This window comes from Halodesulfovibrio sp. (assembly GCF_025210605.1).
Classification (GTDB): domain Bacteria; phylum Desulfobacterota; class Desulfovibrionia; order Desulfovibrionales; family Desulfovibrionaceae; genus Halodesulfovibrio.
Map to the genome: position 1 here is coordinate 1 of NZ_JAOARI010000012.1, position 24047 is coordinate 24047.

Sequence of the window (24047 nt, forward strand, 5' to 3'; positions counted from 1 at the left end):
ACTTTTGCTTTTTAACAATTTTGTAAAAAACGCGATGTTTTTGTTTGGATAAAATTGTCATATTTACAAAATTGTCAAAAATGAGTTTTTTACATTGCCTTCAAAAATAAAAAAAGGGCAGTCTCAATTGAGACTGCCCTTCGTATTGGTATCGTAGTAGATAGTACTACAAAAGACTTCCCACCAGTTCACCGAATGCTTTACAGCCTACGGTTGTGGCATTTTCCATTTGATCTGCAAGGTCACAGGTCACAGTCTTTTGAGAAATAGCCTTACTTACTGCGGTATGAATTGAGTCAGCGGCTTCTGTCCAGCCCAAGTGCTCAAGCATCATGGCACCGGAAAGGATAAGGCTGCCGGGGTTTGCCATGTCTTTTCCTGCAATAGTAGGAGCTGTACCGTGTGTAGGCTCAAAGAATGCCAGATCGTCTGACATATTCACACCCGGAGCAAGCCCGAGACCGCCTACCTGCGCTGCTAATGCATCAGAGAGGTAGTCCCCGTTAAGGTTTGTTGTGGCAAGAACTGAGTATTGTTCAGGGCGGATAAGCGCTTCTTGAAACATAGCATCCGCAATGCGGTCTTTCACAACAATTTTTCCTGCTGCTGGTGCATCTTCTGTCGTTGTCTGTTCTGCAAACTCTTCTGCTGCAACATCATAGCCCCACTGGCGGAATCCACCCTCAGTGTATTTCATGATGTTTCCTTTATGCACAAGGGTTACGCTTGGCTTACCTTGAGCCACTGCGAATTGCAGCGCCTTACGCACAAGACGTTTAGAACCGTTCGGGGTAATCGGCTTTAAACCTATCCCTGCATCAGGACTGACAGTAACACCAAGCTCATCGCGGAAGAAAGCGATAAGGCGTTTGGCTTCGTCGCTGCCGGACTGGAATTCGATACCGGCATACACATCTTCTGTGTTTTCGCGGAATACAACCATATCAACAAGATCAGGACGTTTGACGGGTGACATAATGCCTTCATAGTACCGGATAGGACGAATGCAGGCATATAAATCAAGTGTTTGGCGCAGGGTTACGTTAAGACTTCTGAACCCTTTTCCAACAGGCGTCATGAGTGGGCCTTTCATGGCAAGCTCGGCACTCTGCAACGCAGTTATGGTATCCTGCGGCAGATATTCGCCTGTTTCCTTAAATGCTTTCTCTCCGGCAAGAAGCTCCTTAAATTCCAAGGAACGTTCCTTACCGTACGCTTTTTCAATCGCAGCATTAAGAACCGGACGTGCGGCTTCCCACACTTCTTTGCCGATTCCATCGCCTTCGATAAAATACACTGTTTTTTGCACGGATGAACTCTCCTTGTTACATGTAAAAATGTAGTTTGATCGGGAACGATAGCCCGAACTGCCGGAGCTTTGCAAGAGTTCTAAAAGCACTATTTCACTGTTTTTACACAATATCCTTAATTTATTACAAAAATGTAAATATAGAACATGCGTAAAAAGAAGCCTCTGAATATCATCCAGAGGCTTTCATTATTTTGTATGACCAACGCGCAACAGCGCTTTGATCTATTGAGTTATTACTGCTTGTTTTCATGGTCTAAAGCAATTTCAACTGCTTCAGAGTATAAATCAAGCGGCAACGCTCCACGGATAAGGATGTTGTTTACAAGGAAATACGGTGTGCCTTCAAGTTCAAGCGCTTTTGCGTCTGCCATATCTTGTTCAATAATGGCGTTTACGGCATCGGTGCGCGCTTCTTCAGCAAGCTTTTCTGGATCAAGCCCAACTTTTTTAGCAGCCTGTTTCATAAATGGCTCACCTTCTGCCATGAGTTTTTCACGGTTGGCGAAAAACTCATCATACAGCTTCCATGCTTTTGCGGAATCCAAATTGTTTGCCGCTACAAAGTACTGAGAAGCAAGATGGGCGTTGTCGTGAGAAGCAAGCGGATAGTTTTTGAATATAAGGCGAACTGTTTTGCCGTAATGTGACATAAGGCTGTTTAATGTGTACGCTGCCCGCTCACAGTAAGGGCAGGTAAAGTCAGAAAAAGCAACGATAGTAATAGGTGCATCTGCATTACCGCGAATAGCGCGTCCACTTAAGGCGACATTTTTAGGAACAGCTACATCTTGCTTCCATTGTTTTTTCATGGCTGCAATTTTAGCTTTCGAGTTACCTTCGCGCAGCGCCAACAGAACCTGCTCGCTGTTTTCTCGGACTATATCGAGTAAAATATCCGGATTCTCGCGCAGGATAGATTCTATTTGAGCCTTCAGCTCGTCGTTAGCATCAGCAGAAGCTGTCTGTGGGATAAGAAGCAGTAATGCGAATACTGCCATAAGAATTCTTTGAACCATGCATCCTCCGGACCGGTCTTTCAGAAAGTTTAGGGGCACAAAAAAGAATTGCCGTGACAGGCGAACTGAGTTGAGTAGTACCAAGTGACTGCATACTCGAAAATTAGTGTACTGTCTGTTCAAACAACTACAACGGCAAAAGGCATATTTTTCGTTATGCCGTATTGCTTTATAGTGCAATAAACCTGAGGTTACAGACAATACTATTCCTTCGTCCGCCATTTGTTCATACAGCGCATTTTTTTTCAAGTTAAAATATAATGCTGGACGGTCAGTATACTAAAGCTGTCACCATAACTGCAAGTAATATCAAATTGCAGTGCACTTACAAGTCAGTTATAGAGCTTCAATACCGAATAAATAACGATGCCAACCAAGGGCATCGTATACCGCCATACGATTGCAAGGAGACAGGGACATGCGTAGAACTCCCATAGTTGATGCACTACAGGCAGAACAGGCTGCCAGTGAAATTAAAATTTGTGGCTGGGTGCGTACCCGCCGTGACGCCAAAGGCTTTTCTTTTCTTGAGTTGAATGACGGCTCCTGTCTCAAAAACTTGCAGGCTATTGTCGATGAGTCAGTTCCTACGTACGAAATTATCAAAGGCATAACCACTGGTGCAGCTGTAGAGGTTATCGGTGAACTTGTTGCTTCCCCTGGCAAAGGGCAAAAATGGGAAGTACGCGTAACGGAACTTAAAATGCTCGGTGCTGCGGATGCAGACGACTTCCCGTTACAGAAAAAACGTCATTCCGATGAATTTCTGCGCCAGATTGCTCACCTTCGTCCACGCACAAACAAATATGGTGCAGCATTTCGTATCCGTTCAGAAGCATCCTTTGCCATACATAAATTTTATCGCGACAAAGGCTTCTTTAACGTCCACACACCAATTCTCACAGGCTCTGACTGCGAAGGTGCGGGCGAAATGTTCCGTGTTTCTACCTTGCCAGCAACCGGCGTAGAAGCTCCAAAAGAAGGCTCTGTTTTTGAAAACGACTTCTTCGGTCGTGAAGCAAACCTTACAGTATCCGGTCAGCTTGAAGCAGAACTGCTCGCTATGGGGCTTGGTAAAGTTTACACCTTCGGACCAACATTCCGTGCTGAAAATTCCAATACGCCGCGCCACGCAGCAGAATTCTGGATGATTGAGCCAGAAGTTGCCTTTGCTGATAATGAAGACAACATGGATCTCGCAGAAGAAATGACCAAGTATGTAGTAAAACACATTCTAGATAACTGCGCAGATGACATTGAATTGTTCGCAAAATTCGTCGACAAAGAGTTGATGGGACGCCTCGAAAACATCATCAACGAGCCGTTTGCGCGTGTAACGTACACAGAAGCTGTTGAGTTGTTGTTAGCTGCGAAGAAAAAGAAATGGGAATTCCCAGTTGAGTGGGGAATCGACCTTCAGACAGAGCACGAACGCTACCTCGCAGAAGAGCATTTCAAAAAGCCTGTCATTGTATACGACTACCCTAAAGACATTAAAGCATTCTACATGCGCATGAACGACGACGGAAAAACCGTTGCCGCCATGGACGTGCTTGTACCACGTATCGGTGAATTAATTGGCGGTTCACAGCGTGAAGAACGTATGGATGTTCTTCTCGAACGCATCAACGAAATGGGACAGAATCCTGAAGATTACTGGTGGTACACCGATCTTCGTCGCTTCGGTTCCGTGCCGCACGCTGGCTTCGGCATGGGCTTCGAGCGTTTGCTCATGCTTGTAACTGGCATTACAAACATTCGTGACGTAATCCCGTTCCCTCGCACTCCGCAGCATATTGAATTTTAATCGCTAGAAGCGGTCAGTACGCAAATATTACAGCAAAGGGTGGAAGGTTTCTTCTGCCCTTTTTGTTGTTTGAGTTACGACTATTTTCTGAGGGGAGAGTGTCTCCGACGGCGCTGCCGCGGGCTTTAAGAACCTTTTTCGAAGAAAGGTCTCAACGTTCCGTTACCTTGTGCCTTCGGCGACCAGAGAACCTTCTTGAAAGAAGGTTCTCTGGACTCTCCCAGAACTTTTACCCGCGAGGCCAGCACGTTTTTTACACCACCTCGCGGCTTACGCCTCACTACCTTTCCTTATCCTTGTATACTGTTGCATCATGAGTCCTTTTGATGCGAGCCTATTCAAAATCAAAATAGTACATGCAAAAGGCTGTCCTACATATGAAGGACAGCCTTTTTGTTTAAACTAGCTTTGCTAAGCCGTACAGAGACATATGCGACGGGGTGTCCTCGCATAATAAAAAGTTTTGAAGGGGGGCTGGGGGAAACTTTGCAAAAGTTTCAGCCCAGCCGTCGGAGACAACAAACTACGGCACGCCGTTGGAGACAATAATCTTCAGGGATAACTATTTATTTCCCTGACAACGTCCAGCGTATGCTTTGGCAAGTCCGCCAGTAGACGTTTCGCGATAGAGGCTTGGGAGGTCGTGCCCTGTCTGTTTCATAACGTGGACAACTTCATCAAAAGTTATGTGGTGAGTTCCATCTGAAAGTATTGCCATTTGCGCGCATGAAAGAGCACGAGTGGCAGCACAAGCGTTGCGTTCAATGCAAGGAATTTGCACCAGACCATCAACAGGATCGCATGTAAGTCCTAAGTGATGTTCCAGTCCCATTTCTGCTGCATATTCAATCTGCCGTAATGTTCCACCAAGCAGTTCGGCTGCTGCGCCCGCTGCCATTGCACACGCTGAGCCGACTTCACCCTGACAGCCAACCTCTGCGCCAGAAATTGACCCATTAAATTTAATAACATTTCCGAACAGTGCTGCTGTTCCTAAAGCACGAAGGATATCAATGCGCTTCAATTGCTGTTGTTCTTGCAGGTAGTACAAAACAGCGGGAACTACACCGCTCGCGCCGCACGTCGGTGACGTTACGATAATACCGCCCCCTGCATTCTCTTCTGAAACAGCAAGTGCGTAGGATGTAATAAGCCCTGTTTGCTGCATCTCATCTGATGCGTTGCGGCATCGTCTATGATATCGCCATGCCTGTCTGCTTAGCCCGATGGAACCCGGTAAAACACCTTGGTTTTCCAACCCGCGCTTTACAGCCGTTTCCATTGTCTCCCAAACAGTATCAAGGAACGTGAATATTGATTCCCCTTCGCACTCCACTACATATTCCCAGTATGTAATGCCTTTCTGCGAACAGTACTCCATAATATCTTTGACTGTTGTTAACGGGTAGACAGCGTCGCTTTCTTGCTCTTTATCACCAAGCTCCCGGATTGCACCGCCGCCAACGCTGAAGAATGTGCGAGATCCTAACAGGGTGTCCTGTTCGTCAAACGCTTCGAATTTCATAGCGTTTGGATGTTCCGGCAAGCATGTTTCAGGGTGCCATTTAACCTGAGTGTACTCTTTGCCGAGCACTTCCAGTACAGCTTGATCTGTAAGGTGACCTTTTCCTGTTGCTGCAAGGCTTTCGTACAGATGAACTACGTACCTGAAGGCATGCGTGTACTGTTGTAAAAAGAGTTCTGCCGCTCTTTTGGGTCCCATAGTGTGGCTAGAAGATGGCCCGACGCCAATTCTGTATAATTCACGAATGGATTTCATACCTACTCATCTCCATTTCAAATGTAGAATTGTCTGCCGCTACGACCCCAACATTGCGGTTTAACAATTTTTTACATTTTTTGAAAAAGTATTTTTTCCTACTCAACCCCAGAGTGTTGCACACAATCAAAATTGCGCTCGAGAAGCAAGCTTTTCTAAAACGTTTTTCCTATCTTATTAGAATAGCTAAACACTGTTCACTCTTCGAGGGTAAGTAATCCCTGCCGTAAATAACAGTATGATGGCGAAAAAAGCAATCTTTACTCCTAATAAGTGAAGATAACAGTAGCACTCTCACTAGTGTTTGCAGCTGTTTTATGCAGTGCTGTTATTCATGTAATTGCCTGATTTAGCTTGCAAATTGCAGAGCTTGAGATTAGGTGAGTGCTACTTCATTTTTCAAAATTGACCAGATGAATATAGGTCGAAACGGTGATGAGAGTCTAAGGGGAAAGGCTGCTTGTCATTAACTTGCATTAGGAGAGAATGTGACTCGTCGCGTAATCAAACTCATTGTTATCTGTACTATGGTATTAAGTGCTGTTTCTGCTCAAGCAGCAGGGTTCGGTATTTATGAATACAGTGCTCGTGCAAACGCACTCGGCAACTCTGTTATGGCTGGTAAGGCAGACCCTTCCTCAATTGCAGTTAACCCTGCACAGGTAACCCAGCTTGAAGGCACTCAGCTTGCTGTAGGTGCTACCGGTATTTACCCTTCAGCTACTGTAAAAATTGACTCACCTGCGGAAGACGCCGGTTCTTACGATGGTAAAAGCAGTGTTTGGACTATGCCGCATCTGTACGTAACTCATGCGCTTACTGATGAGCTGTACCTTGGCGTTGGCACATTCGCCCGCTTTGGTCTCGGCACTAAGTTCGATGAAGAATGGGCAGGCGCAAGTGACGTGCACGACGTACGTATCCGTTCATTCTCTATCAACCCTGTTATCGGGTACAAAGTAACTAAGAACTTCTCAGTTGCTGCTGGACCTGAAATTATGTGGTTCGATTTCCTTCTTAAAAAGAAAACCGGTCACCCTCGTGTTCCGGGTTACCTCGATACAGAAATGTCCGGTGACAGCTGGGGCGCAGGTTTCACTCTTGGTGCTCGCTACCAGTTCAATGACTGGCTTTCTGCTGGTGCAAGCTACCGTTCTGAGGTTCGTCAGGATGTTGAAGGCGACATCACAATGGATGCAGGCAGCATGCGTCTTTTAGATACTAGCGCTTCCGGCAAAATTACTCTTCCGCAGCAGATCGGCATTGGTTTCAACGTAAAACCAACAGACAAGTTGAGCGTAGAAGTTGGCGCAACTTGGATTGGCTGGAGCAGCTACAGCGAACTTTGTGTAAAGTTTGATGGCGGTCCATTCGAAAAGAAAAGTGATTACAAAGATACATGGCGCTACAACATTGGTGCTGAATACAACATCAATGATAACTGGGATGTACGTGCCAGCTATGTATACGATAACTCACCGCTTAACAGTGACAGTTTGAGTTACATGGTTCCTGCAAGTGATCGCCAGTTGTTTGGTGTAGGCGCAGGTTGGCATGATAACAGCTGGTCTGTTGACGTAAGCTACACATACTTGCTCATGGCTGAACGTTCCTTCTCTGTTCATGCTGCTAAGTCTACTGGCATGCCATACACTCAGAGTGGCGAATTTAAAGACGGTGATGCACACCTTTTGGCACTCACTATTGGCTACAAATTCTAATTTGAAGAATTCTTCAGCAGAGCTGGTTACGGATACTACCCTGTAGATGACCTTTCTAGCTTTCTGATCTTTTTTAGGCGGCTGCTCAAGAGCAGTCGCCTTTTTTAGTATTCAATACATAAGCCCCTGAACATACTCTATGAGAGTATCATTCAGGGGCTTTTTTATTCTTCGGGAAAACTGGTTATCACACAGCGAGGTACATACTTATCCTGAAGAAAGGGGTATTTGTTGCTGTTAGTTTTTACCGCAGCATTTTTTGTACTTCTTGCCGGAATTGCAAGGACACGGCTCGTTACGACCTACTTTAGGAGTTTCTCGGCGGTAGGTGTCGTGGTTTTGAACCATACCTTCAACGTAGTACCAGTTTTCTCCTTCTTTACGGAAGAAGCTATGCTCGTGCAGTTCCTGAGGTACGCCGCCGAGTTTGTAGTGCGCTACAAACTCTACTTCGCCAACTTCGTCTTCTGCGCTACCAGCTTTGGTGTCCAGAATTTCAAGTCCGGTCCATGTGATCTGTTCAGACCATTCTTTAATTTCATCTACAGAAAGGTCGCCGCGCATTTCAGGGTGCATGGAGGTTCCAAGGTATTCATACATTCCTTTTACATGAGAAGAGTAACGGGAACGCATTAAGGCTTCTGCTGTAGGTGCAGGAGTTTCGCCGGAAATAATAGGCTCACAACAGGCTGCAAATTCAAGTTCGGAACCGCAAGGACATTTGGACATGGTCACTTCCTTATATCTATTTAAAATTTTGAATATAGCTACATTGTTATTGCACAAGTGCGCATACTGCACTGTAAAAAAAGTGGGTGGCAGGCTGCTACACCATATGCAAGTTGCAAACTGTTATTTTCAAGATGATTACAGTACGCAGCTGAGTGGGTACAACATTCAATATAGTCTGGCAAGTATGCAGTATTATCCCAAAATAATTGGAACTTTATAATAGCATCTATACTTGTTTGCTGTGATATTCTTGCACAAGCACTCATCTAACGTTCCTTTCTGTATGCAGAGGGGACAAACTACGCGGCGTATAATACCCCTTTAATCAATATGGGACGATTGCAACATGCCACACGAGGTTCATCATCAGGAACGCCGGGCACTGCCACGTTACACAACTCCGTTTACAGCATCCATTGCAGAATTTGTATTTCCAATGTCTTACCAACCGGAATTTAAAGCCGAGTGCCTAGACATTACCCCAAAGGGTGCCATGCTGAAAGTGCCTTCTGTTATTTCGAAAGGGAGCGTTCAGCAGGTGAGTATTGACCTGCCTGGGTTTGAAAAAATACTGCAAACGAAACATCAATCAACATGCGATATTCCATGCCAGATTAGAGTTGTTTCCCGTGTTATATGGACTGCCATCAGCGAAGAAACTTCTACTATAGGAATAGAGTTTCTGAATATGGGAAAAAGTGCAGAACAAGCACTTGCTAGATATTTGAAAGACATGATCTCCTAATAGCTGACAGCCATATCCTGCTTTAAAGCAGGTTTTATTTTATCCAGTACGCCAATTTTAACCGTGCGTGGTGCGTGTATAATAACGGCAGCAGACAGAAAACGTTTATAGGTGGCTGTGCTTTTCATGTTCTTGAGTTATTGCTGAAAGTTGAAATGAGGGTTGTGCATTGTTTTGCAGAACCCTTCTTTATTATGTTCAGTCAATATTGATATCCAGCCGACTCATCATATTGCGAAGTACACCCTAATGTAAAAAAAATAACGCACCGCAAAATATCCCGCAGACCAGAGACTACGCCTCTTCCCTGTGAATTCCATATCGCCATGCCTGCAAAGTTATTCAATGTTCATTGACACAAATGAGTGCATTCAGCATATTTGTAATGATTCAGATATGTTGTTTATGCTCACTTTTGCCTACTATGCAGAAAAATAAAGGACGCAGTCATGGCGGAAACTCCAAGCACCCCTCGCAAACGACAAGAAATGCAGTCGCTTCTTTCCGAATCATTTAAGCAGAAAATACAACATGTTCCTGTTCAGGAAGAAGTTCAAACAGACATTCAAAGAATAATGCTTGCCTTAGGGTACGCTATTGCGCTTACCCCAACTGGAAGCACCGCCTTTACAAAACAGACTCTGTATAAAGGAATTGATGTTCGGGTCTGGATTCTTAACGAGCAGCAAAATGGTTGCCCTCATTCGTTTCTGGAAACAGTATGGGTTGGCTATTACACTCACGGTGATTTGCGTGAGATGGTAGACGACATTGAATACCCTAGACTTATGGACTATCTGCAAAAAGTTCATCCAGAAATATTCAATTTGTAAGCATCGCATTAGCTGCTATTGAAAAATAGACTCTTGTAAACAAAATATATGGTGTTGATTTATCTAAGTTGACGCCATATTTTCCTGCGGCTATGCTACCAAATCGTACTAAATTTTAAGGAGCCGCATTTCAATGCTCGATCTCAAACTTTTGCAGAAAAATCCGCAAATTGTAGCTGAAGCTTTAGCAAAACGAAACTCTTCTATTGACGTTGATGAGTTTACTAAAATTGACACACGTCGCAGAGAGCTGCTTGTAGAACTGGAGTCTCTCAAAAGCGAACGCAACAAAGCTTCCGGTGAAGTAGCTAAGATGAAACGCGCAGGCGAAGACGCATCTGAGCTTATTTCCCGCCTCGGTTCACTGTCCGATAAAATTAAAGAGCTTGATGCTGAAACGGAAACCATTAAAGCCACAATGCACGAATGGCTTATTGCTGTTCCAAATATACCACACGAAAGTGCTCCTGTAGGTGCAGACGAAGACGATAACGTTGAACTGCACACATGGGGCGAAAAGCCATCTATGTCTTTCACTCCTAAGGAACATTGGGAGCTTGCAGAGACATTGGGCGGTCTTGATTTTGAACGTGCTTCCAAGCTCACAGGTTCCCGCTTTTCCGTATTGTGGGGCTGGGCTGCTCGCTTAGAACGTGCGCTCATCAACCTGTTCCTCGACATGCAGACAACTGAACACGGCTACACAGAAGTGTTCCCGCCTGCTATTGTAAACAGCACTACAATGACCGGTACAGGTCAGCTTCCTAAATTTGAAGAAGATCTTTTCCGTTTGAATCATAAAGACTACTACCTTATCCCGACTGCTGAAGTACCGCTTACTAATATGCACTCTGGAGAGGTTTTGAGCGAAGAAGACTTGCCGCGTGCCTTTACTGCACAGACTCAGTGCTTCCGTTCAGAAGCAGGTAGCTATGGTAAAGATACAAAAGGACTGTTCCGCCAGCACCAGTTCACAAAAGTAGAAATGGTTCGCTACGCGCATCCTGATAGCTCATACGATGATCTTGAAAAAATGCGTCAGCATGCAGAAAACATCCTTCAGCGTCTTGGTCTGCACTACCGTGTAGTAACCTTATGCACTGGTGACATGGGCTTCTCTTCCGCTAAAACCTACGATATTGAAGTATGGTTGCCGGGTCAGGATAAATACCGCGAAGTTTCTTCCTGTTCTAACTGCATAGATTTTCAGGCTCGCCGTGCAAATCTCAAGTTTAAGCGTAAGGGCGCTAAAAAGCCTGAATTTGTGCATACATTGAATGGTTCCGGTCTTCCTACTGGTCGAACCATGATCGCAATCATTGAAAACTATCAGCAGGAAGACGGTTCTATCGTAATTCCTGAAGCGCTGCGTCCTTACATGGGCGGTCTGGAAAAAATTACTCCAGATATGGCAATTAAATAAAAAAACATTTTTTTTCAAAAAGTGTTTGACAATATGAGCACTCAACTATAGAACTGCACTCCTCAAACGGGTCGTTAACTCAGTTGGTAGAGTATCTGCCTTTTAAGCAGAGAGTCACTGGTTCGAGCCCAGTACGACCCACCACTGGATATAAAGACCGGAATTTCGGTTCCGGTCTCATTTATACCACCGTTTGAGTCAGGCAAATCGCTGTCAAAAATTTTAATAAAAAATGTTTGACATGAGGAAGCGAAGTCTATAAAAAATTTCTCCTCAAGAGGGTCGTTAACTCAGTTGGTAGAGTATCTGCCTTTTAAGCAGAGAGTCACTGGTTCGAGCCCAGTACGACCCACCACTGGATACATAAGCCGTATTTGCGAAAGCGAATACGGCTTTTTCGGGTGAAAGGGATGTAATATTTTTTTCTACTTTTTTTAGAAAAAATGTTTGACAAGAATCCACGGAATCTATAAACCACATCTCCGAACGGGTCGTTAACTCAGTTGGTAGAGTATCTGCCTTTTAAGCAGAGAGTCACTGGTTCGAGCCCAGTACGACCCACCACTGGATATATAAGCCGTATTTGCGAAAGCGAATACGGCTTTTTTTGTTTGCATTTTACTGTTCATATATAGAGTAGAATACCTCTAACTGATAGTTAATGAGTTGCGTTTAGCAAGAAGTGCTTTTCGGCTTGCATTTATGGCAATTAATTCGGGAGCATAAATGAATACACATGGTTTGCTCTTCTAAAATGAAAGATTTTGCCCATGAAAAATTGCTTCTTCTCCAAGCTCATTGCGCCGTCAAAAAACTACTTCGGCTCGTTTTTTGCTTTAAATTACATACGAAGCAATTTTTACCACCGGAGTGTATCATGGCACCTATCGAAGGCATCGGACAAGACGCTTTTTCTTTCAAGCTTGGCAATTTGTTACAGTCAACAACACAGAAAGCACAGGAAAAACAGGCTGTTTCAGTTCCTCAGCCAGCTCCTGCTCAAATGGCAGCACCTGTTCGTTCTGAAACAGAGGCGGCAAACATTGCCTATGGTAACACAGTAACTGCACTCGAAAATGGACAGCAGCCAGCCGGTCAAACAGGTCATGCTCTTGACCCTGCCCGTGTTGCAGCCTTGCTGGACTTTTAGTCAGCATAGTTTCAGGGAGTGTTCGCACTCCCTGAAGAAAGACACAAAAAAAGCGTATTGTCATAACAATACGCCTTGTTCACTATACAGTGCATTACTGCGCTGAGTTTTGGAGCTGTGCCTGAAGCTTGGCTGCCCCCATCTTATCCCCTGAAGCTGTCAGAGCTTTAAGCAGATTGAATTGCACTTTTCTTTTATCAGGATCAACTGTAGCGGCTTTCTTTAAGTAACGCACAGCCAGTTTAGGCTGTTTGCAAGCCATGCACCATTCTCCCATCATACGAAATATGCTGTGCTCATCAACATAGCATGAAGCAGCTTCCTTGAACGCATCAAGCGCATCATTCACATTGCCAGCTACAAGATAGCGACGTCCACGGTTCAGTGCTTTATCAAGCGTCAGCTTTCGTTTGAGCTGCTCGTGATATGATTCTGACTCCTGAGCCTTCCGCAGTTCCAAGAACAGCTTTACAAGGCTGTCGTGAACTGTTTTTTCCTGCCCCTTCGTGTAGACAAGCCCTTTAGGGAACATTGTTTTGACTTCTGAAACTCTATTCATATTGTGCAGCACTTCTTTCAGTGCTGAATCAATCGTTATTCTGTCAATGCCGGTAACTTTTCCCGTCAAAACAAGTCTGAGGGCGGCAATAACGGAAGCAGTAGCGCGCAGGACATCATGGCGCTGAAAATATGCTTTCGCACGGGCAATATGTTCTTTAGCAGCTTTGGAATCGTCTTTCATACAGTCACCTTGCAACATTTTATTGAATACAAAGCTACGATAGTAGAATAATACTGAAAGTCAAATATCATTGTACGGTATTCAGAGCATGCTATTCACAAAAGGTACACTTGCAACAAACTCTTTAAGGGAGAATCATATGGCTAAGAAACTACGTATTGACGAAGAAGAATGTATCGGTTGTGAATCTTGTGTAGAACTTTGCCCAAAAGCATTTGAAATGAATGCAGATGGCGATAAAGCCATTGTAGTAGATGAAGACTGTACGGATGATTGTGTTGAAGAATCCATTGACACATGTCCTGTGAGCTGCATCTTTTACGAAGGCTAGGTAATTTAGTCCCAAATAAAAAGCACTGCCTCAATTAGAGACAGTGCTTTTTTCTTTTTTTGTCTATTGTTGCGTCAAACACTAAGTATATTATAAAAACATTAAGAAAAGACAGCACCTTTTGCTTTACCCCAAACGCCTTCTCCTGTAGAACATCTCAACATTGTAAATATCGCATTTTTTTGCATTTGCTAAATTGTGCCCCCATCAGACGTTACTGTTGCAAAAATTATCTGTTTCTGTACCATTTTGATACGAAACAGATGGTATTGATGCGTAACGAGTCTTTTTTATTATACACCAAGGCTCTCTTCACGCTGCTTACTGTCATAGGAGCTGTTATGAATTCTGACGTTACCTTTGCTAAGCCTTTCATTAGTGCTACCAACAATGTACTTTCCACAATGGCTGGCATCACCCCGGTTCCGGGTGCTCCATTTGTAAAAAAAGATAATATTGCGTGCGGTGATGTTTCTGCAATCATTGGTCTTACAGGAGAAAAACGTGGCAGTATCTCTGTTACTTTTTCTAAAAAATGCGCGATTGCTTTGGTACGTGCGATGCTGGGCGATGATGTTCAGGATATTATTTCTGATACAAAAGATGCAGTGGGCGAAATCTGCAACATGATTTCTGGTCAAGCGCGTGCCGGTCTTGCTGAAGTAGGCATTAAGTGTGATGGTTCAACACCGTCTATAATTATGGGGGCTGACCATACTGTCAGTCATGTGACATCAAGCCCTGTTATTGCGGTGCCGTTTACCACTCCTCATGGTGATTTTACCATTGAGTTTTGTTTTGGCTAAATTGTCTTACATTACAGACAAATAGTACATATTTTCTTAAAAAACGCTCACAGTTTGCTGTGAGCGTTTTTTATTACACAGCACCAGCTCGGCTAGTTTCAACGGTTTCACGAGGTTGTAGGTTGTTTCACGCATTTTATGCACACCATTTCCACAGCCGCATGTTAGATTTTGACACTCCGTTATTACTTTTTTTTTACAACCAAACCCGTTGAGATGTCTCACTTCTAATTAATTCCATACCCTGTCTGGAAAAAAGTCTATTGCTAAAAAACTGCCAGCATGAGTATGATTTACTTCTTGCAACTGAGTAGACAAAAACGTCTACTTGTGTTTTTTATATCAATTATTACAATTAGTTATATGATATGAAGTGCTCACGCTACATATCAAGACACACACTTTTGAGGGTTATAGTATGGTATCTGCTTGGTCACGTGTTTTTGGTTTTGAAAGGGTAAGTCTTTGCGATTGGCCCGGTATGAATGCAAGCGTCATTTTTCTTGGCGGCTGTAATATGCACTGCCCAACATGCCACAACTATAATCTTGCCTGGCATAGCGACACAATGGATGTCATCCCGCAAGAAGCGATTGAGTCTTACCTGACTAAACGCGCGCGCTGGATTGACGGTGTCGTCATTACGGGGGGGGAAGCGACGATTACGCCGGGGCTTATTGACCTGATTAAGGATTTAAGAAAGCTCGGTATGCCGGTTAAAATGGACAGCAACGGCATGCGTCCCGACGTAATACACCAATTGCTCGACGAAGATCTCGTTAAGCTTTTTGCAGTTGATGTTAAAGGCCCTTATCAGAAATATCCTGTGCTTACCGGCGGTACGACATCCCCAGAAGAAGCAGCAAAAAATCTCTCTCAGATTTTTGAACTGGCAAAACAGTATCCTGACAAATTCCTGTTCCGCATTACTAAAGTGCCTGTGCTGACAGAAGAAGATATTCGGGAAGCTGAGAGCTACCTGCCGGAAGGTTTTACGCTTAAGCATCAGGAGTACGTTCCCCCAAGGAGAGAACATGCCGAAACAAATTCTGAAGCGCGACAAGTGTCTGGAGACATGGTCGCTTGAGCGAATTGCACATGCAATCCTCAAGGCACTTAAAGCTAGCGGAATTAAAGATCCGCTTCTTTCAAAGCGACTTGCACGAAAAGTTGAAATAAAACTCGGTGCAACGGAAATCGCGCCGCAGGAGTTAGTACAGGACACCATTGAGCAAGTGCTGATGGAGTCCAGCCTGTATCATGTTGCAAAGCGTTTTATTATCTACCGTGAGCAACGCAGGCAATTACGCGAACAAAAAGCTGCTTATCTGGACATCAAAGAAACCATAAATAATTATCTTGATAAAGCAGACTGGCGCGTAAACGAGAATGCGAACATGACGCATTCGTTCCAAGGGCTTATGCTGCATCTTTCCGGTACGTTGCAGGCGAAGTATGCGCTTGAAAAGTATCCGGAAGAAATTCGCCTTGCGCACGAGCACGGCTATTTCCATATCCATGATTTGTCATTCGGTCTTGCAGGGTATTGTGCAGGCTGGAGTCTGCGTGATTTACTTCTTGAAGGATTCAATCTTGAAGGTCGTTCCAGCGCGGGACCTGCGCATCATTTTGATGCCGTACTTGGTCAAATGGTGAACTTTTTAGGAACATTGCAAAATGAATGGGCGGGTGCTCAGGCATTTAACAATGTGGACACGTATTTAGCACCGTTTATCAGGAAAGATGGACTTACGTACACGCAAGTGCGTCAAGCCATGCAGAAGTTCATCTTTAATTTGAACACAACATCCCGCTGGGGTGGACAAAGTCCATTTACCAACCTGACATTTGACATTGTGCCGCCAAAGCACATTGCCAAGGAAGCTGTTATTATTGGAGGAGTGTTACAAGACTCCACCTACGGTGAGTATGTTGAAGAAATGGCGATGATAAACAAGGCGTTTCTCGAAGTTATGCTGCAAGGCGATCATCATGGACGCATTTTTTCATTTCCTATCCCGACATACAACGTCACCTCTGAGTTTCCATGGGAAACAGAAAATGGTGACCTGCTCATGCAGCTGACAGCTAAATACGGTGTTCCGTATTTTCAAAACTTCATCAATTCCGACCTTGATCCGGAAGATGTTCGCTCCATGTGCTGCCGTCTGCAAATGGATTTACGTGAACTGCGTAAGAAAACAGGCGGGCTGTTCGGTGCAGGTGATCTGACAGGTTCTATCGGCGTTGTTACTCTCAACCTGCCGAAACTTGCCTACCTTGCACATAACGAAGAAGACTTCCTCGACCTGATTACAGAATACGCAGAGCTTGCAAAAGATTCACTCGAATTTAAACGTAAGCTTATTCAGGAAAACCTTGATCGCGGCATGTTCCCGTGGTCTGCGCGATACCTGAAAAATGGTTTCAAAGCGCATTTTGCGACAATCGGTCTGGTCGGTGGACATGAAGCATGTCTGAATATTCTTGGAAAGGGTATTGAGACAGAAGGCGGTGTACGCCTGATGCAGCGGGTGCTGAATCATTTACGTGAGCTGACATCGAATTATCAGGAAGACACAGGCAACTTGTACAATCTGGAAGCAACTCCGGCGGAAGGAACAAGTTACAGACTCGCCCGTACAGATAAAAAGCTCTACGCGGACATCATCGCTTCCGGCAACGGTACTCCGTACTACACTAACTCTACAGCGCTACCTGTAGGGGCTACAGACGACGTTTTTGCAGCATTGGAACATCAGGATCAGTTGCAGCCTCTTTTCACAGGAGGGACTGTTTTCCACACATATCTTGGTGAAGCTGTGGCAGACCATGCGGCGTTGAAAAAATTCATTGTAAAGGCGTTTACGAAGACTAAATTGCCGTACATTTCCATAACACCGACATTCTCCGTGTGCAAAGATCATGGATATATTGCAGGTGAGCATTTCTCCTGCCCGACATGTGATGCAAATACTGAAGTATACACGCGCATCGTCGGGTACTATCGTCCGGTTTCTCAGTGGAATAAGGGTAAGCAGATGGAGTACGATGACCGTCTTTGCTACAACAGCGCGCCTGTTGATACAGGAGCAGCGCAGGAACAAGTTAAAGACGCCGTATAGTTCGCAACAAGTATCTGTTACTGATGGTAATCAGCTGTAGAAGATAGACGCATACTGAGCGCAAAGCTCAGACTGCATAGTACTCGCACCATACCGCATTAACCACGCATAAAAAAGTCCCATGATGTACATTCCTCGAAATCAAGGAAAGCGCATCATGGGACATTTTTTGTTTTGTAACCACAATAAATATGCCGTGCCATTGAAGCGGCATCGGCAAAAAATTATAGCACTATGTTATGAGCTACTCGCAGTTTAGGCAGTGTTGATACCCGCTTATCCAGCGGGAATACGAGCGGAAAAGGGTTGCGGCTCGGCAAAATGGATGCCCCTGCACATAGCCCCTTGGAATTCGCCAGTGCAGCAGCACCAATCGGGTCTACTCCTGTCACAGCTGACTTTTCGCTTAATGAAAGGATATTAACAACAGACCGTGCACTGGCATCGATCATGGAGCGCAAATACTTTTTGTCTGCCGCACCTGGCATAGTGTGATGAATAAGCTTGAGAGAGCTTTTCCATGGAAAAGCGCCGCAAAGTGCTACGCTGCTACGAAACACTTGTTTGCGGATGGCAAAGCCGCCTTTATGCTTATTGGTTGCTGCGAGAAGTTCGCAGTCATGATCGGTACAGGATATTTTAAAGAGTCCACGCACGCTGTTGCTGTTCCAGCGCACCATGCGGTCTGCCTGTGCTTCAATATATACGTGTCCAAGCTTACCGGCTGTCGGTGCTCCCGACATAAGGCTTGGAACATAATTATTGTGTGCCACGACATCTGCTGCCAGATGCGAAAGGTATCCGTATGCGTATGAGCGAAGCTTGGGGCTTCGCACGTTTTGTAGAAGTGTAAAGCCGGTTTCCCAGTTATGACTATGACCGGGAACAACTGTGCTGCCTTTTCCAATGAAAATGTCCGCAGAAAGAGCACCGTATTTAAAGGCGTCTTTATGCAAAGCAATGGTATGTGCAACAGAAGCAGGAAGAATAGAGAGGTTGGAAAGCAGCCATTCAGCTATGGATATGTGAACTCCCGGTCCCCATGCGTATGCGGATTCCGGAAGAAAAACAAAAGCAAAGGCAGCAACGGCTGCCAGTACCAGACACTTTTTCATAAAACCATGTCCCCCTAATGCACCTGAGGTTTCAGGCTGAGGTCATAGAGTAGTACTCGCATTCAGAATGTCAACACTTCATTTGTTGCAGTCGCCCCATAGCTTCAAAGAGGTTCTCTATAATCGTGTTGGATACCAGCATGCCGCGCTTGGTAAGGTTGAGATACCCATGACGAATTTTAACCAGACCATGTTGATGCAGGGCTGTTATCATAGGGCGAAAATCTTCCATAAAACTTCTTCCGGTGAGTTCCTTGTACGCAGCAAGGCGTAGTCCCCGTGCTGTGCGCAAACGGAGCATTACAAGCTCTTCCATGCGTTCGTACGGCGTAAGCGTTTCGGCATGTTCACCAATCTCACCACTGGTGGTTTGCTCAGCATATTGGGATAAGTCTTTTGTGTTCATCCAGCGCTGACCATTAATCGTTGATACTGCCGAAGGTCCTAAGCCAAGGTAGTCTGCGCCTTCCCAGTACCCTATGTTGTGGCGGCATTGGTATCCCATGCGCGCAAAATTTGAGATTTCGTAATGCGTGAATCCTTGCAATTCCAAAAAATCTGAGCCGTACAAAAACATTTTGCTTTGATCGTCATCTGATGGCAGCTCAAGTTCGCCGTCATCATATGCTTTTTCAAACGGCGTATTTTCTTCGATGGTAAGGCTGTAGCAGGAAAGGTGATCCGGAGCGAGTTCTACAATAGCTTTCAGCTCTTTCAGCCAGTGTGACAGTCGCTGACCGGGTAATCCCCATATGAAGTCAACGTTGATATTTCCAAATCCGCTCTGCCGTGCACGCTCAACAGCCATGATAGCTTGTTTTGCAGAATGCGGTCTCCCCAGCGTGTGGAGTAAATCTCGATTTAAGCTCTGAATCCCTAGGCTTAACCTATTAATTCCTGAACTGCGTACATCGTGCAAAAAAGTGTCTCGAAGGGCAGATTCCGGATTTGCTTCCATGCTGATTTCTGCACCGTTGCTGACTGAAAAAGTTTTAGCAACACGGTTCAGTATGGTATCAATAGCTTTGGCTGGCAGCATGGAGGGAGTGCCCCCGCCTAAGAAGATGGTCTCAACTGAAACGGTGCCGAGTCTGTCACCCCAAAGGGCGATTTCTCGCATTAAAGCATCCAGATACACTTGCAGTGCATCATCACTCAGTACTTGAGAATGAAATGCACAGTATCCGCATTTACTGCGGCAAAATGGGACATGTAGGTATAACAGCATACGTGGGAACCTAGGGATAGCAACGCAATGCGTCAAGGATTCAATTTAGCGATGTCATTTTAAATGAGGAAGCAAGCTGAAAAGCATTTCGTTTGGTAAAAGTGTCAGGATTTCGTTAGTTCATTCATTTGTGTAACCATCTTACTATACAGGGAATAGTAAAGAATATCTTAGCACTACAGCCCTACCTTCAATACACTGTCAATATGAGTACTATATTATTTTTATTACTGATATTGGCAATGTGTATTGGATGGTACGGGCATAGGATGGGAGCAATTTACGTTACGATTTTTTCAATCGTACTCGCGATCATCTGGTTTGTAAGCCATGCAACTGACCCTTTGAACATTAACCTGTAGAGGGCGTATGCATCCTGATCTTGCGCGTAAGATTAATCTTCTGCTGTTACTGCTGGTCGCGGTAGTTATGTGCGGTTCTCTCTCCGTACAATTCATTATTGGTGACTTGCCGTGTCCACTTTGCATATTGCAACGATACGCGATGGTTGGTCTTGCTATGGGACCGTTGCTTAACTTGCGGTTCGGCATCAGACCTCGCCACCTTTCGGTGACTCTCATGTTTGCCCTTTTCGGAATTGCGGTCAGTGTGCGGCAGGTTCTCCTGCATATTATCCCCGGCACTGGTAATTATGGTGCACCTGTTCTTGGTATGCACCTGTATACGTGGTCGTCACTCATATTTTTTATTGCATTAGTGGTTACTGCGCTTTTGTTACTTATCGAAGACGTATGGTCACCTCTTGATACTCCGCCGTATAACGACAAGATTGTCCATATCGGTTTCGGTTTTATGATCTTAATCACATTACCGCTTGCAGTTGTCACCTTTGCGGAGTGCGGTTGGCGTTGTCCTGATAACCCCGTGCACTATATGCTTCTTCAACCTGCTAATTATATACAGTTTCCTTAATCTATAAAAAATAAAGCCTTCTGTCTTTCAATGCTTTTTCTTCTATTATTAAAACTAATTCTCTATAAAACCTTGACGTAGATTTTTAAATGATCTTTATTGACGCGTGTACAATATGGAATGTGTTAACAATTCGGGGGCGTTTGTAAGGATTTTATGTCTATTCAACAAAAGAAAAGTACGAAAAAAGTATATCTGTCCGTTATTTTAGCAGTATTTATTGCTGCGATTACGTATGGTACAATAATATCATCACGTAACGTACAACCCGCAGAAAACACACAGCCTGCCATTTCCTCGGAAGCAACGGCACAAAATGCCGAACCGTTGCAACAGCCTCCCGCTCCACAGCCTGTTGTGGAAACCTTTAAAGGGACAATTGGTAAAGGGGCGACTGCCTCTACCCTGTTGAACCAATGGCTCTCAAAAGCGGAAGTCTATCAACTGGCATCTGCCGCAGATAAGACATTTCGTCTTACCAAATTGCGTCGGGGAAATCCTTTTAGGGTTATCACGACTGATGGTGATTTTACCCGATTCGAATATGAAATTGATAATGATACGTACCTGTCTGTTTCCAAAATAAGCGAAGGTTTTACCGCAGAGCTTAAGGACATTGAGTACGAAATTGTTACCGACCGTGTTAATGGTGTAATTACTTCCAGTCTTTACGAGGCACTGGCAGACGCAGGGGAAAAAGCCTCTCTTGCTGTCCGCATCGGTGATATCTTTGGCTGGGAAATCGATTTTATTCGTGATCTGCGCAAAAACGATCAATTCACTGTTGTTGTCGAGAAAAGATTCCGTGAAGGGAAATTTCAAGGGTACGGGCATGTGCTTGCCGCACGTTTTGTAAACCAAGGCAACGCGCATGAAGGGTACTACATGAAGGATAAGGATGGCTTTACGCAGTACTACACTGCGGAAGGTAAAAACTTGCGTCGAGCATTTTTGAAAGCTCCGCTTAAGTTTACCCGAATTTCTTCAAAGTACAGCAACCGTCGTCTACACCCGATCCTCAAGACATACCGTCCGCATCATGGCATTGACTACGCTGCACCGCGCGGTACACCAGTATCTGCTATCGGGAATGGTAAAGTGGTCAAAATTGCACGTAGCAGGGGAGCTGGTAAGTACGTAAAAATACGTCACAGCAACGGGTATGAATCTGCCTATCTTCACTTGAACCGATTTGCTAAAGGGCTCAAAGTCGGCAAAAAAGTAACGCAAGGGCAAACCATCGCATACGTAGGCTCAACAGGTCTTTCAACAGGACCGCACCTTGATTTCCGTATGAAAAAGAATGGGAAATATATTAACCCAACCAGAGCAACGAACCCGCGTGCGCCTAAAGCAACCAAAGAGCAAGTTGTTTTGCTTAAGGAAAAGGTCAAGCTTCTGCATCCGGAAGTGCCAGCCAACAATGTTGCAGAGCAGTCTGCTGACGGAACGGTATAACTGGATAGGATATTCTTAAAGAGGTTTTCGAAGCTCTGCGAGGCGGTTGTCGTCTCCGACGGCGCTGCCGCGAGCTTTAAGAACCTTTCTCGAAGAAAGGTTCTTAAAAATCTCCAAAGATTTTTATTAGCGAGGTAGCACGTTTTTTTATGCTCTCTCGCGGCTTAAGCGATACTACTTTTTTATTCTTGGGCGTTTTTTATAATAAGCCTTTTTGCTACGAACTGATTTAGAAATAGTAATGAAAAAGGCTGCTCCCATACGTGTGGGGCAGCCTTTTATATGTGCATCAGTAAGCTCAGCTAACTAGTTATAACCGAATGATAATCGGTTAAGTTCGCGGTCAAGGGGGCGTCCCCCTTGCGGGTGCAGGGCAGAGCCCTTGCCCCTCGGAGAGTCGCCGAAGGCTTCTAACAAAAAGTTTCAGCCCAGCCGTCGGAGACAACACTCTTCAAAAATTAGGCTATTCGCCGCATTTCTCTTTAAGTGCTTTTGCCAGCTCTACACCCATTTCGTAGCATTTTTTGTAGGAGTCGTGCTTTGGTACGAACTGGTTTTTCACGCCATCTACAGGCATTTCAAAGCCCATATCAGTAAGGCTTTCTGTAAGAGCTTTTACACACTCGCCAGACCAGCCAAAGGAGCCGAACGCACCACCAATGCGATTTTGTGGACGAAGTCCTTTCATGTAGGTGAGCATTTTAGCAACTTCTGGAAGGATACCGTTGTTGTGTGTAGGGGAACCGAATACTACCGCACTGGAACGACCAAGCTCTGTCATAACTGCACTGTGGTGGTCAGATTTAAGAGACATGATGCGTACTGGCACGCCTTCGCTCTCAAAGCCTTCTGCAACAGAGCGTGCCATTTTTTCAGTGGAATGCCACATGGTGTCAAAAATGATGACAGCACGTTTTTTCCATGCCTGCTCTGCAAATTCGCGGTACTTATCCATGCACCATTGTACATCCTCTTTGCCACGGAAAATTAAACCATGATCCGGTGCAAGCATATCAATTTCGATACCCATTTCTTCAATGGCATCAAGAGTTTTGAGTACTAACGGTGAGAACGGCAGAACGATGTTGTGGTAGTATTCCACCATATCGTGTTCAACAACTGCGCGGTCAACTTCATCAACAAAACGTTCAGTTGTTGAAATGTTCTGACCGAAGATATCGTTACAAATAAGCAGCTTGTCCTGCGGGATGTAGGACACCATAGAATCAGGCCAGTGAAGCATACGTGTTTCGATAAAGTGGATATCACGAGAACCGATGTTAACGGTTTCGCCTGTTTTTACCACTTCGATTGGCCAGCCTTCGGTATCAAAGTGTGCTTGCATGGAACGTTTACCGAGCGGTGAGCAGAAGATTTTTTCCGGCTTACAGAGTTCTACAAGCTTTGGCAGACAACCAGAATGGTCTGGCTCAAGGTGGTTACAAACAATGTAATCAACTTTTTCCAGCTCAGTCACATTAGACATGCGGCAAAGCATGGTATCTAAAAAATTGCCTTTAACTGTGTCGAAAAGAACAGTTTTTTCATCTTTTACAAGGTACGCATTGTAAGTAGTGCCCTGCGGAGAAAGAGAGTATCCGTGAAAGTCACGGCTTGTGTAATCAACAGCACCAACCCAAAATACGTCTTTTTTAATTTCAACAGGATGCATATGTTTTCCTTATAAGCTCACCCTGCGTACCGCACAGGGTCTTAGAGAGAAATTTTTAGCTGCGTAGAGCGCATTGCTCTTGCAGAATGTTTGTTCTGACTTCAAAAGTCGCTGTGTG

General features: G+C 44.7%; 21 protein-coding genes and 3 tRNA genes. 16 read left to right on the top strand and 8 right to left on the bottom strand.

The features are described from left to right. Positions 1 to 166: 166 nt before the first annotated feature. Positions 167 to 1309: an NADP-dependent isocitrate dehydrogenase gene (gene icd / locus N4A56_RS03830; RefSeq protein ID WP_295545161.1), complete on the bottom strand. Its 1143-nt coding sequence runs from the start codon at positions 1307 to 1309 to the stop codon at positions 167 to 169. Between the two features lie 236 nt (positions 1310 to 1545). Beyond that, positions 1546 to 2328 carry a thioredoxin domain-containing protein gene (locus N4A56_RS03835; protein WP_295545163.1) on the bottom strand — a complete coding sequence of 261 codons (783 nt, stop codon included), beginning with the start codon at positions 2326 to 2328 and terminating at the stop codon, positions 1546 to 1548. A 418-nt stretch (positions 2329 to 2746) separates the two neighbouring features. Between N4A56_RS03835 and asnS the strand changes: the two genes are divergently transcribed. Then, positions 2747 to 4135: an asparagine--tRNA ligase gene (asnS, locus tag N4A56_RS03840; protein WP_293669841.1), complete on the top strand. Its 1389-nt coding sequence runs from the start codon at positions 2747 to 2749 to the stop codon at positions 4133 to 4135. A 562-nt stretch (positions 4136 to 4697) separates the two neighbouring features. On the opposite strand, the gene N4A56_RS03845 is transcribed toward asnS, so the two are convergent. Beyond that, complete coding sequence (locus tag N4A56_RS03845) at positions 4698 to 5915, bottom strand: L-serine ammonia-lyase (RefSeq protein ID WP_295545164.1); 1218 nt, start codon at positions 5913 to 5915, stop codon at positions 4698 to 4700. A gap of 488 nt (positions 5916 to 6403) precedes the next feature. On the opposite strand from N4A56_RS03845, the gene N4A56_RS03850 reads away from it, so the two are divergent. Next, the gene (locus tag N4A56_RS03850; RefSeq protein WP_295545166.1) at positions 6404 to 7636 is read left to right on the top strand and encodes an OmpP1/FadL family transporter; all 1233 of its coding nucleotides are present in this window, start codon (positions 6404 to 6406) and stop codon (positions 7634 to 7636) included. Positions 7637 to 7873: 237 nt separating this feature from the next. Here the strand turns inward: N4A56_RS03850 and N4A56_RS03855 are convergent, their stop codons facing one another. After that, positions 7874 to 8365 carry a YchJ family protein gene (locus N4A56_RS03855; protein ID WP_293669788.1) on the bottom strand — a complete coding sequence of 164 codons (492 nt, stop codon included), beginning with the start codon at positions 8363 to 8365 and terminating at the stop codon, positions 7874 to 7876. Positions 8366 to 8714: 349 nt separating this feature from the next. Here N4A56_RS03855 and N4A56_RS03860 point away from each other — a divergent pair, with 349 nt between their 5' ends. From N4A56_RS03860 to N4A56_RS03890, 7 genes are all read left to right on the top strand, one after another. After that, positions 8715 to 9113, top strand: a complete 399-nt coding sequence (locus N4A56_RS03860; RefSeq protein WP_293669787.1) for a PilZ domain-containing protein — start codon at positions 8715 to 8717, stop codon at positions 9111 to 9113. 449 nt (positions 9114 to 9562) lie between these two features. Then, on the top strand, positions 9563 to 9946 hold the full coding sequence (locus N4A56_RS03865; RefSeq protein ID WP_295545169.1) for a hypothetical protein: 384 nt from the start codon (positions 9563 to 9565) through the stop codon (positions 9944 to 9946). A 133-nt stretch (positions 9947 to 10079) separates the two neighbouring features. Beyond that, complete coding sequence (gene serS / locus N4A56_RS03870) at positions 10080 to 11369, top strand: serine--tRNA ligase (RefSeq protein WP_295545171.1); 1290 nt, start codon at positions 10080 to 10082, stop codon at positions 11367 to 11369. A 68-nt stretch (positions 11370 to 11437) separates the two neighbouring features. Next, positions 11438 to 11513: transfer RNA gene (locus N4A56_RS03875), tRNA-Lys, on the top strand. 135 nt (positions 11514 to 11648) lie between these two features. Beyond that, a tRNA-Lys gene (locus N4A56_RS03880) sits at positions 11649 to 11724 on the top strand. 133 nt (positions 11725 to 11857) lie between these two features. After that, positions 11858 to 11933, top strand: a tRNA-Lys gene (locus tag N4A56_RS03885). A 313-nt stretch (positions 11934 to 12246) separates the two neighbouring features. Continuing rightward, the gene (locus tag N4A56_RS03890) at positions 12247 to 12519 is read left to right on the top strand and encodes a hypothetical protein (RefSeq protein WP_295545173.1); all 273 of its coding nucleotides are present in this window, start codon (positions 12247 to 12249) and stop codon (positions 12517 to 12519) included. Positions 12520 to 12613: 94 nt separating this feature from the next. On the opposite strand, the gene N4A56_RS03895 is transcribed toward N4A56_RS03890, so the two are convergent. Next, entirely contained in the window at positions 12614 to 13261 is a 648-nt protein-coding gene (locus tag N4A56_RS03895) for a hypothetical protein (protein WP_295545174.1), read from the bottom strand. 139 nt (positions 13262 to 13400) lie between these two features. Here N4A56_RS03895 and N4A56_RS03900 point away from each other — a divergent pair, with 139 nt between their 5' ends. The 4 genes from N4A56_RS03900 (at position 13401) to N4A56_RS03915 (ending at position 17523) form a co-directional block, all read left to right on the top strand. Then, entirely contained in the window at positions 13401 to 13592 is a 192-nt protein-coding gene (locus tag N4A56_RS03900; RefSeq protein WP_295545175.1) for a ferredoxin, read from the top strand. Between the two features lie 341 nt (positions 13593 to 13933). Then, positions 13934 to 14398, top strand: a complete 465-nt coding sequence (locus tag N4A56_RS03905; protein WP_293669780.1) for a chemotaxis protein CheX — start codon at positions 13934 to 13936, stop codon at positions 14396 to 14398. A gap of 418 nt (positions 14399 to 14816) precedes the next feature. Next, the gene (locus N4A56_RS03910) at positions 14817 to 15485 is read left to right on the top strand and encodes an anaerobic ribonucleoside-triphosphate reductase activating protein (RefSeq protein ID WP_293669779.1); all 669 of its coding nucleotides are present in this window, start codon (positions 14817 to 14819) and stop codon (positions 15483 to 15485) included. After that, positions 15433 to 17523, top strand: a complete 2091-nt coding sequence (locus N4A56_RS03915; RefSeq protein WP_295545176.1) for a ribonucleoside triphosphate reductase — start codon at positions 15433 to 15435, stop codon at positions 17521 to 17523. The genes N4A56_RS03910 and N4A56_RS03915 overlap by 53 nt, the downstream gene beginning before the upstream one ends. Before the next feature lie 224 nt (positions 17524 to 17747). Here the strand turns inward: N4A56_RS03915 and N4A56_RS03920 are convergent, their stop codons facing one another. Further along, the gene (locus N4A56_RS03920) at positions 17748 to 18638 is read right to left on the bottom strand and encodes a zinc dependent phospholipase C family protein (RefSeq protein ID WP_293669777.1); all 891 of its coding nucleotides are present in this window, start codon (positions 18636 to 18638) and stop codon (positions 17748 to 17750) included. 70 nt (positions 18639 to 18708) lie between these two features. Next, on the bottom strand, positions 18709 to 19866 hold the full coding sequence (hemW, locus tag N4A56_RS03925; protein WP_295545179.1) for a radical SAM family heme chaperone HemW: 1158 nt from the start codon (positions 19864 to 19866) through the stop codon (positions 18709 to 18711). A 206-nt stretch (positions 19867 to 20072) separates the two neighbouring features. On the opposite strand from hemW, the gene N4A56_RS14920 reads away from it, so the two are divergent. The 3 genes from N4A56_RS14920 (at position 20073) to N4A56_RS03935 (ending at position 22257) form a co-directional block, all read left to right on the top strand. Next, positions 20073 to 20228, top strand: coding sequence for a DUF5993 family protein (locus N4A56_RS14920; RefSeq protein ID WP_366519890.1), 156 nt, complete (start codon positions 20073 to 20075; stop codon positions 20226 to 20228). A gap of 7 nt (positions 20229 to 20235) precedes the next feature. Continuing rightward, complete coding sequence (locus N4A56_RS03930) at positions 20236 to 20799, top strand: disulfide bond formation protein B (protein ID WP_293669773.1); 564 nt, start codon at positions 20236 to 20238, stop codon at positions 20797 to 20799. A gap of 156 nt (positions 20800 to 20955) precedes the next feature. After that, the gene (locus N4A56_RS03935; RefSeq protein ID WP_295545181.1) at positions 20956 to 22257 is read left to right on the top strand and encodes a peptidoglycan DD-metalloendopeptidase family protein; all 1302 of its coding nucleotides are present in this window, start codon (positions 20956 to 20958) and stop codon (positions 22255 to 22257) included. 463 nt (positions 22258 to 22720) lie between these two features. Here the strand turns inward: N4A56_RS03935 and N4A56_RS03940 are convergent, their stop codons facing one another. After that, on the bottom strand, positions 22721 to 23929 hold the full coding sequence (locus tag N4A56_RS03940) for an FprA family A-type flavoprotein (RefSeq protein WP_293669752.1): 1209 nt from the start codon (positions 23927 to 23929) through the stop codon (positions 22721 to 22723). Positions 23930 to 24047 lie beyond the last annotated feature (118 nt).

Excerpts from the sequence above, each read along its gene's own strand:
- N4A56_RS03920 (WP_293669777.1), bottom strand. The coding sequence starts at position 18,638 with ATGAAAAAGTGTCTGGTACTGGCAGCCGTTGCTGCCTTTGCTTTTGTT.
- N4A56_RS03860 (WP_293669787.1), top strand. The coding sequence starts at position 8,715 with ATGCCACACGAGGTTCATCATCAGGAACGCCGGGCACTGCCACGTTAC.
- serS (WP_295545171.1), top strand. The coding sequence starts at position 10,080 with ATGCTCGATCTCAAACTTTTGCAGAAAAATCCGCAAATTGTAGCTGAA.
- N4A56_RS03865 (WP_295545169.1), top strand. The coding sequence starts at position 9,563 with ATGGCGGAAACTCCAAGCACCCCTCGCAAACGACAAGAAATGCAGTCG.
- N4A56_RS03930 (WP_293669773.1), top strand. The coding sequence starts at position 20,236 with ATGCATCCTGATCTTGCGCGTAAGATTAATCTTCTGCTGTTACTGCTG.
- hemW (WP_295545179.1), bottom strand. The coding sequence starts at position 19,866 with ATGCTGTTATACCTACATGTCCCATTTTGCCGCAGTAAATGCGGATAC.
- N4A56_RS03910 (WP_293669779.1), top strand. The coding sequence starts at position 14,817 with ATGGTATCTGCTTGGTCACGTGTTTTTGGTTTTGAAAGGGTAAGTCTT.
- N4A56_RS03905 (WP_293669780.1), top strand. The coding sequence starts at position 13,934 with ATGAATTCTGACGTTACCTTTGCTAAGCCTTTCATTAGTGCTACCAAC.
- N4A56_RS03855 (WP_293669788.1), bottom strand. The coding sequence starts at position 8,365 with ATGTCCAAATGTCCTTGCGGTTCCGAACTTGAATTTGCAGCCTGTTGT.
- N4A56_RS03935 (WP_295545181.1), top strand. The coding sequence starts at position 20,956 with ATGTCTATTCAACAAAAGAAAAGTACGAAAAAAGTATATCTGTCCGTT.
- N4A56_RS03895 (WP_295545174.1), bottom strand. The coding sequence starts at position 13,261 with ATGAAAGACGATTCCAAAGCTGCTAAAGAACATATTGCCCGTGCGAAA.
- N4A56_RS03845 (WP_295545164.1), bottom strand. The coding sequence starts at position 5,915 with ATGAAATCCATTCGTGAATTATACAGAATTGGCGTCGGGCCATCTTCT.
- N4A56_RS03940 (WP_293669752.1), bottom strand. The coding sequence starts at position 23,929 with ATGCATCCTGTTGAAATTAAAAAAGACGTATTTTGGGTTGGTGCTGTT.
- N4A56_RS14920 (WP_366519890.1), top strand. The coding sequence starts at position 20,073 with ATGAGTACTATATTATTTTTATTACTGATATTGGCAATGTGTATTGGA.
- asnS (WP_293669841.1), top strand. The coding sequence starts at position 2,747 with ATGCGTAGAACTCCCATAGTTGATGCACTACAGGCAGAACAGGCTGCC.
- N4A56_RS03915 (WP_295545176.1), top strand. The coding sequence starts at position 15,433 with ATGCCGAAACAAATTCTGAAGCGCGACAAGTGTCTGGAGACATGGTCG.
- N4A56_RS03835 (WP_295545163.1), bottom strand. The coding sequence starts at position 2,328 with ATGGTTCAAAGAATTCTTATGGCAGTATTCGCATTACTGCTTCTTATC.
- N4A56_RS03900 (WP_295545175.1), top strand. The coding sequence starts at position 13,401 with ATGGCTAAGAAACTACGTATTGACGAAGAAGAATGTATCGGTTGTGAA.
- N4A56_RS03890 (WP_295545173.1), top strand. The coding sequence starts at position 12,247 with ATGGCACCTATCGAAGGCATCGGACAAGACGCTTTTTCTTTCAAGCTT.